This is a genomic window from Pseudomonas sp. FG29, assembly GCF_057809355.1.
On record NZ_JBMDJU010000048.1, the window covers coordinates 1 to 7,010 of the forward strand.

Below are 7,010 nucleotides of genomic sequence, written 5' to 3' on the forward strand. Positions count from 1 at the left end.
GCAGTGCCGGAGTGAGGGAAGTCGAGCGCAGCGAGACCCGGATGGCGGGGGTGCGCTTTCTTTTGCTTACTTTTCTTTGCGCATTTCAAAGAAAAGTAAGTCGCCCGAGGGGGCGAAACCCGGAATATCTGAACACACCCAAAGCGGCGTCCAGAATACCAACACAAGCCAACACACAAACTTGCCAGTCCGGCGCGAATGGACCCGGTCATTTCGCCTGTTTTTCTGGGGCTACCATCCCGCTATTGCACCGCCTGCCTCGCCTGGGTTTCAGACACGCGGTCGCAACTTCAGCTCCGGCGTCGGCTTCGGAGCGCCCTCGGCTGGATGCAGGGCCGGGCGCGCCTGGGCATGGTTTTCGATCAGGTGCGCCAGTTCGCGCAGGGCGTCGAGTTGCGCCAGGGCAAGCGCGGCCTGGGTGGGGTACTGGCCGTGCTCGTCGGCACCGAGGTTGCCGAGGCCCTGCAGCGGGTAGCTATGACGTTCGCTGAAGAAGCGCTGGTAGTCCTCGGGCGTCTGCGCTAGCCGGCTGCAGGCGCGTTCGAGGCTGGCCAACTGCTCGGCAACACTGGCCAGCATCAGCCGCAGGCGAATGCTCTGGTGGTTCTCCCAGTTCATCTTGCTGGGCTGTGCACCGCTCTGCCAGCAGTCCGGGTTGCCGAAACGACGCACGAATTCGATACCGGCCTGGCGTCCGTATTCGGTCAGGCGGGCGATGCGCTCGGGCGGCATGGTCAGGTTCAGACCGCCTTCCTCGCGGGTCAGCTGGATCAGGCCGATGCGGTCGCGAAAGCCGGGCAGCAGCGACAGAGTTTCGTGGTTCCAGTCCTTGGCCACGTTCATCACGATCCGCAGGAAGCCGCCGAGCGCACCCAGGCCCGCTTCGGGAAAGCGCCGCCAGTAGGCCAGGCGCGCGTCACCGTTGCGCGCGGGGAAGTGCACGCGCGGGCCGTCGGCATCCTCGGTGCTGCCCAGGTCGAGGCCGAAGGTGGGGCGGGTCGGCAGGGCCTGGTCGAAGAAGTGGATGGGGAAGTTCGAGGCGAGGCCACCGTCGGTGAACCAGCAGCGCTCCAGGCGTTTGTGTGTACTGCGGTAGTCCACCGCATGCAGCGGCACGGCGCTGAGCAGCAGCGGGAAGCTCAGACTCATGCGCACGGCCACCACCACTGGCAAGTCGTCCGGCAGCGGCAGGCGGTACAGGCCATCGCTGCGCTCGCCTTGTTGCGCCGGGCGCTGGCGGGCGCACATCCAGCTCACCACATGCTGCGGGAACAGGGCCGAGAACTCCTGTTCGGAGAAATAGAACTGGTTGTTCTCGCGCACCTTGCCGTCGTTGCCGAAGGGCAGACGGAAGGGCCGGGCCATGCTGGCGCAGGTGGTGATCATCTGCAGGTCGATGCCGTGCCGGCGCAGATCGCCGAAGGTCAGGGGACGCGCACGTTCAAACGCCTCAGCAGCGCTCGCACAGGCCTGGCGCTGGCCGCTGAGACGATCCAGGTAGGTGCTCAACCAGGGCGTCAGCGCTTCCTCCGGTGCCGGCTCGTGCGTGGCGGACATGCCGCTGCACAGGCCGAAGCCGTTGCCTGGCAGTTCCCGGCTGACCTGGCGCAGCAGGCAGATGACCACGGCGACCAGAGCACCGGTGCTGGCGGCCAGCAGCAACCACAGCCAGAGCAGCAGGCCATGGTTGGCGAATGCCAGCAGCCAGAGCGGGCCGCCGCCGAGCAGTGCGCCGAGACCGGCCGCCAGCCCATAATGGCGCAGCACGGCGCGCAACAGGCCAATGGGGTTGCGTTTGGCGTCGAGTACGGCGGTGAAGGTGTCGAACAGGCCGCGTAGCCTGGGAACCGGGCGAAATAGCGCCAGCAGCTTGGTACCCTGGCCGCTCGACGCCGGCGTGCACAGGTGAGCGGGCAGGCGTTCGATCTCGGCGAAGCCCTGCGGATCTTCGCTCAGTTCACCCGCCAGGTGGCGCTGGCGCCCCAGTTCTGCCGCTGCTGCCGCTGCCGCAGCGATCGCCCCGGCGCTGGTGCCGCCGATGCTGCGCAGGCGAAAGGCCTTGGCGATTTCGCTGATCGCCAGCGGATAGACGATGCCGCTGGTGATGCCGCCTTTCATGACCAGATCGCACTCGCGGGCGAAGACGGGCGGGCGGCTGGCGTTCATGCAGGCTCCAGAGTTGGGCGAAATGAGGGCGCCATGATAACGCGTCAGTAAAGGCCATGTGCCATTAGCTGATCAGTCCCGGTAGAACACCTGGATGAGGTGGTAGCCGAACTGGGTCTTCACCGGGCCATGCACTTCGCGCAGGGACTTCTTGAAGATCACCTGATCCACGGCGCGCACCATTTGCCCGGGGCGCACTTCGCCGAGGTCGCCGCCTTTCTTGCCGGAGGGGCAGGTGGAGTGCTTGCGGGCCAGTACGTCGAAGGCTTCGCCAGCGGCAATGCGCTTCTTCAGGGCGGCAGCTTCCGCTTCGGTCTTGACCAGGATGTGGCGGGCCATTGCCTTTGCCATTGATGGGTTCCTCAAATTCGGCGGGCGCATATTGTGCCAGCAATCGTTGCGCCAGCAGAATGGCGCCAATTTCAAGACGAGATTCGCCGGTCTGATGGCCGCAAATCTTGGCTATGGTAATTCAACCGCCTTCACGGGAACGTCGCCATGGATCTCCATGCAATGCTCAAGGTGCTGTCCAGCCAGGACGGTTCCGACCTCTACCTGTCCACCGGCGCGCCGCCCTGCGCCAAGTTCAACGGCGTGCTCAAGGCGCTCAGCCAGGAGCCGCTGCGTTCCGGCGACGTGGCGGCCATCGCCGAGTCGATCATGGATAGCGCGCAGCGCGAGGAATTCGAGCGCGAGCTGGAGATGAACCTGGCGATTTCCCTGTCCGGCGTCGGGCGCTTCCGGATCAATATCTTCAAGCAGCGCAACGAGGTGTCCATCGTCGCGCGCAACATCAAGCTGGATATCCCGCGCTTCGAAGACCTCAAGCTGCCCGAAGTGCTGCTCAGCACGGTGATGGAGAAGCGCGGCTTGGTGCTGTTCGTAGGCGGCACCGGCTCGGGCAAGTCGACTTCCCTGGCGGCGCTGATCGACTACCGCAACCGCAACAGCGGCGGGCACATCATCACCATCGAGGATCCGGTGGAGTACGTGCACCGGCACAAGAAGTCGATCATCAACCAGCGTGAGGTGGGTGTGGATACCCGCAGCTTCCATGCGGCGCTGAAGAACACCCTGCGCCAGGCGCCGGACGTGATCCTGATCGGCGAGATCCGCGACCGCGAAACCATGGAGCATGCGCTGGCCTTTGCCGACACCGGCCACCTGGCGATTTCCACGCTGCACGCCAACAACGCCAACCAGGCGCTGGATCGCATCATCAACTTCTTCCCCGAGGAGCGCCGGCCGCAGTTGCTCAACGATCTGGGCAACAACCTCAAGGCGTTCGTCTCCCAGCGCCTGGTGCGCACCGTCGACAGCAAGCGCCGGGCGGCGGTGGAGGTGATGCTGGGGACGCCAACGGTGCGTGATCTGATCAAGCGCAACGAATTCTCCGAGCTCAAGGAGATCATGGAGAAGTCCAAGAACCTCGGTATGCAGACCTTCGATCAGGCGCTGATCGACCTGGTGCACGAAGGCGTCATCGACGAGGAAGAGGCGGTGAAGAATGCCGACTCGGCGAACAACGTGCGTCTGAAGCTCAAGCTTTACCGTGATAACCCGGCGGCCACTCGGGCGGCGCCTGTGTCTGCCCCTGCCGCCGCGCCGGTGGCGGCGCCCCAGCCGGCAGCGGCAGACTGGGGATTGGAGCTGAAACTCGAGGACATCGAGGAGGACGCGCCGCCCGAGGATCCTGGTCGGCCCGGTATCTGAAGTCGCTCAGGGCTTGGGCAGTTCGGGCAAGTAGGCCTGGCGCAAGCGCTGGCTGACCCCGCGTGTTTCCAGATCCTTAAGCGCCGCTCGCAGTTGCTCGACCAACTGCGGGTCGCACAGCTTGGAGCACGCCAGGTAAAGGTCGGTGCTGGCGAGGGTTGGACTCATGCGCAATGCCTGCTGCCGTTCTGCATACCTGTCCCAGATGTACAGCGCCTCCGGTATACCGGTGAACCAGGCGTCGATGCGCCCGCGTTCCAGAAGGATGGCCGGGTTGTCGCCAAGCTTGAGTTGAACGATCTGCTCTTCGGCGAAGCCTTCGCGGCGTAGGATGTCCACCTGCGCGGTGCCCAGGCCGACGCCGATGCGCTGATAGCGCTGGCGTGCTTGCGCGAAACTGGTGACTGGTTCATCGAGGCTGAAGAAGGCGCGTTCGAGCACCATGATCGGCGCGACCCAGGTGTAGCGATCCTCGCGCTCGGGGATGCGCGAGAGGGGAATGATCAGCAGGTTCCTGCCACTGGCAACTCGCGCTTGCGCCCTTGGCCAGGGCTCGGCGACGACTCGAGTCAGGCGCCCACTCAAGGCGATTGCGGCAAGGGTCACGTCGCCGACCATGCCATGCCCGCCTTCGTAGTGCAGCAGGGTTAACGGCGGAGCGTCTGGCATGTGCAATTGCAGGGGTTGATCGGCGACGCCGGGGCCGGCATGAAACAGAGCAACCAGCAGGCAGAAAACGATGCGCATCGGGAACATCCTGTCCGGGTTATACAATCCAGTATAGAGGGCGCCTGAATGATGCAGCGTCTCAGTGGCGCTGTGCCGTGATTGGCGCGCTACTCCTGGAGCGCCGGCAGGTTGCGATAGAGTTCCAGCGCTTGCGGGTTGGCCAGGGCATCGGTGTTCTTCACCAGGCGACCATGGACGACGTTGCGCACCGCCAGTTCGACGATCTTGCCGCTGAGGGTGCGGGGAATGTCGGCCACCTCGATGATCTTCGCCGGCACATGGCGCGGCGTGGTGTTGGCGCGAATCACTCGGCGAATCTCCTCGCACAGGGCGTCGTCCAGCGTCGTACCCTCACGTAGGCGCACGAACAGCACCACACGCACGTCGCCTTGCCAGTCCTGACCAATGGCAATGGACTCCAACACCTGTGGCACCTTTTCCACCTGGCGGTAGATTTCTGCCGTGCCGATGCGTACACCGCCGGGGTTGAGCACGGCGTCGGAGCGGCCGTGAATGATCAGGCCGCCATGTTCGGTTTCTTCGGCATAGTCGCCGTGTGCCCAGACGCCGGGGAAGGTGGAGAAATAGGCGGCGCGGAATTTTTCGCCGTCAGCGTCGTTCCAGAATCCCAGCGGCATTGAGGGGAAGTGCCGCGCACAAACCAGCTCGCCTTTTTCTCCGCTCACGGTCTGGCCGCTGTCGTTCCATACCTGCACGTCCATGCCCAGGCCCTTGCACTGCAGCTCGCCAGGCCAGATGGGCAGGGTGGGGTTGCCGAGGGCGAAGCAGGAAACGATATCGGTGCCGCCGGAGATCGATGACAGGCACAGATCGCGTTTCACGTCGCGGTAGACGTACTCGAAGCTTTCGTGGGCCAACGGTGAGCCGGTGGAAAGGATAGCCTTGAGGCTATTCAACTTGTGGCTTCCCCGCGGTTTGACGCCGGCCTTTTCCAGCGCGGCGATGAACTTGGCGCTGGTGCCGAAGATGGAAATGTCCTCGGCGTCGATCAGGTCGATCAAACGTGTGGGCTCGGGATGGAAGGGCGAGCCGTCATAGAGCACCAGGGTAACGCCCTGTGCCAGACCGGAGACCAGCCAGTTCCACATCATCCAGCCGCAGGTGGTGTAGTAGAACAGGGTGTCGGTAGCGCCGAGGTCGGTGTGCAGGCCATGCTCCTTGACGTGCTGCAGCAGGGTGCCGCCAACCCCATGGACGATGCACTTGGGCGCGCCGGTGGTGCCGCTGGAGTAGAGGATGTACAGCGGCTGGGCGAAGGCCACCGGGGTGAACTTGGGAGCACCGCCGGGCTGGTAGAAGTCCTGCCAGAGGTTGATCGATGCGGCGGATTGGCAATCCGTTGTGCGAACGTCGAGGTTGGCGTACGGCACCAGCACCAGTTGTTGCAGAGAAGGCAGTTGCGCGAGGATTTCGTTGAGCTTGCCGGTCAGGTCGATGGACTTGCCGGCGTAACGGTAGCCGGCGGCGGCGATCAGCACCTTGGGTTCGATCTGACCAAAACGGTCGATCACGCCCTGGGTGCCGAAGTCCGGCGAACAGCTCGACCAGGTAGCGCCGAGGCTGGCGCTGGCGAGCATGCCCACCACGGTTTGCCAGGTGTTGGGCATGAACGCTGCGACGCGATCGCCGATGCCCACGCCGGCGTTACGCAGGGCCCGTTGCAGACCGGCGACATGCGCGGCCAGCTGTGCGTAGCTTAGCTGCTCGCGGCTGCCGTCCTCACCGACGGCCACCAGCGCCGGGTGACCGTCGCGGCGACGCAGCAGGTGCTCGGCGAAATTCAGAGTGGCGCCGGGGAACCATTGCGCATCCGGCATCGCCGGGCCTTCGCGCAGCACGCATTCGGCGGGCGTGTGGAAGTGGATCTGGAAGAAATCGACGATTGCCTGCCAAAAGGCCTCGCGTTGCTCGACGCTCCAGGCATGCAGGGCAGGGTAGTCGGCCAGTTGCAGGCCGTGGCCTTTGTTGACGAAACGGCGGAAGGCATCCATTCGGCTGGCGGCGACACGTTCGGCGGAAGGCGCCCACAGAGGTTGCTGCATGCTCAGTTCTCGTCGTTCTGATCCCCAGGCTTCAGCTTAGTGCGTTCGTGGCATTTGACGTTTAACTCAGGCGACCTTTGCTGCTATCGCCCCGACCTTTTCGGGGTTCAGAATCTCTGGATGAAACGACGGTTCGATACGCTGCAACCCCTTGTAGGAGCGGCTTTAGCCGCGAAAATCGCGGATGAATCCGCTCCTACAGCCCGTAGCCCGGATTCAATCCGGGGTGCCAGGCGTATGGTGGATCACGCTTCATCGATCCACCACATCGGTGGATGAAAACGGCGTCATCCACCCTTGTATTTTGTTTTTGCTCAAGTCGCTCTTGAGCACAAGGCA

The 7,010-nt window shown here is 64.0% G+C and carries 5 protein-coding genes; 1 reads left to right on the top strand and 4 read right to left on the bottom strand.

What is annotated here, in order from left to right; all coding sequences use genetic code 11:
- Positions 1 to 270 precede the first annotated feature (270 nt).
- Both ACODS1_RS24025 and ACODS1_RS24030 read right to left on the bottom strand, forming a co-directional pair.
- Entirely contained in the window at positions 271 to 2,166 is a 1,896-nt protein-coding gene (locus ACODS1_RS24025) for a patatin-like phospholipase family protein (RefSeq protein ID WP_489087627.1), read from the bottom strand.
- A gap of 72 nt (positions 2,167 to 2,238) precedes the next feature.
- The gene (locus ACODS1_RS24030) at positions 2,239 to 2,517 is read right to left on the bottom strand and encodes a peptidylprolyl isomerase (RefSeq protein WP_489087628.1); all 279 of its coding nucleotides are present in this window, start codon (positions 2,515 to 2,517) and stop codon (positions 2,239 to 2,241) included.
- 147 nt (positions 2,518 to 2,664) lie between these two features.
- Here ACODS1_RS24030 and ACODS1_RS24035 point away from each other — a divergent pair, with 147 nt between their 5' ends.
- Positions 2,665 to 3,879 carry a PilT/PilU family type 4a pilus ATPase gene (locus ACODS1_RS24035; RefSeq protein ID WP_489087629.1) on the top strand — a complete coding sequence of 405 codons (1,215 nt, stop codon included), beginning with the start codon at positions 2,665 to 2,667 and terminating at the stop codon, positions 3,877 to 3,879.
- 6 nt (positions 3,880 to 3,885) lie between these two features.
- On the opposite strand, the gene ACODS1_RS24040 is transcribed toward ACODS1_RS24035, so the two are convergent.
- Both ACODS1_RS24040 and ACODS1_RS24045 read right to left on the bottom strand, forming a co-directional pair.
- A complete protein-coding gene (locus tag ACODS1_RS24040) occupies positions 3,886 to 4,626 on the bottom strand; it encodes a substrate-binding periplasmic protein (RefSeq protein ID WP_489087630.1) in 741 nt (246 codons plus the stop codon).
- 89 nt (positions 4,627 to 4,715) lie between these two features.
- Positions 4,716 to 6,671, bottom strand: coding sequence for an acetoacetate--CoA ligase (locus tag ACODS1_RS24045; RefSeq protein WP_489087631.1), 1,956 nt, complete (start codon positions 6,669 to 6,671; stop codon positions 4,716 to 4,718).
- Positions 6,672 to 7,010: the final 339 nt, after the last annotated feature.

Excerpts from the sequence above, each read along its gene's own strand:
- ACODS1_RS24025 (WP_489087627.1), bottom strand. The coding sequence starts at position 2,166 with ATGAACGCCAGCCGCCCGCCCGTCTTCGCCCGCGAGTGCGATCTGGTC.
- ACODS1_RS24030 (WP_489087628.1), bottom strand. The coding sequence starts at position 2,517 with ATGGCAAAGGCAATGGCCCGCCACATCCTGGTCAAGACCGAAGCGGAA.
- ACODS1_RS24035 (WP_489087629.1), top strand. The coding sequence starts at position 2,665 with ATGGATCTCCATGCAATGCTCAAGGTGCTGTCCAGCCAGGACGGTTCC.
- ACODS1_RS24040 (WP_489087630.1), bottom strand. The coding sequence starts at position 4,626 with ATGCGCATCGTTTTCTGCCTGCTGGTTGCTCTGTTTCATGCCGGCCCC.
- ACODS1_RS24045 (WP_489087631.1), bottom strand. The coding sequence starts at position 6,671 with ATGCAGCAACCTCTGTGGGCGCCTTCCGCCGAACGTGTCGCCGCCAGC.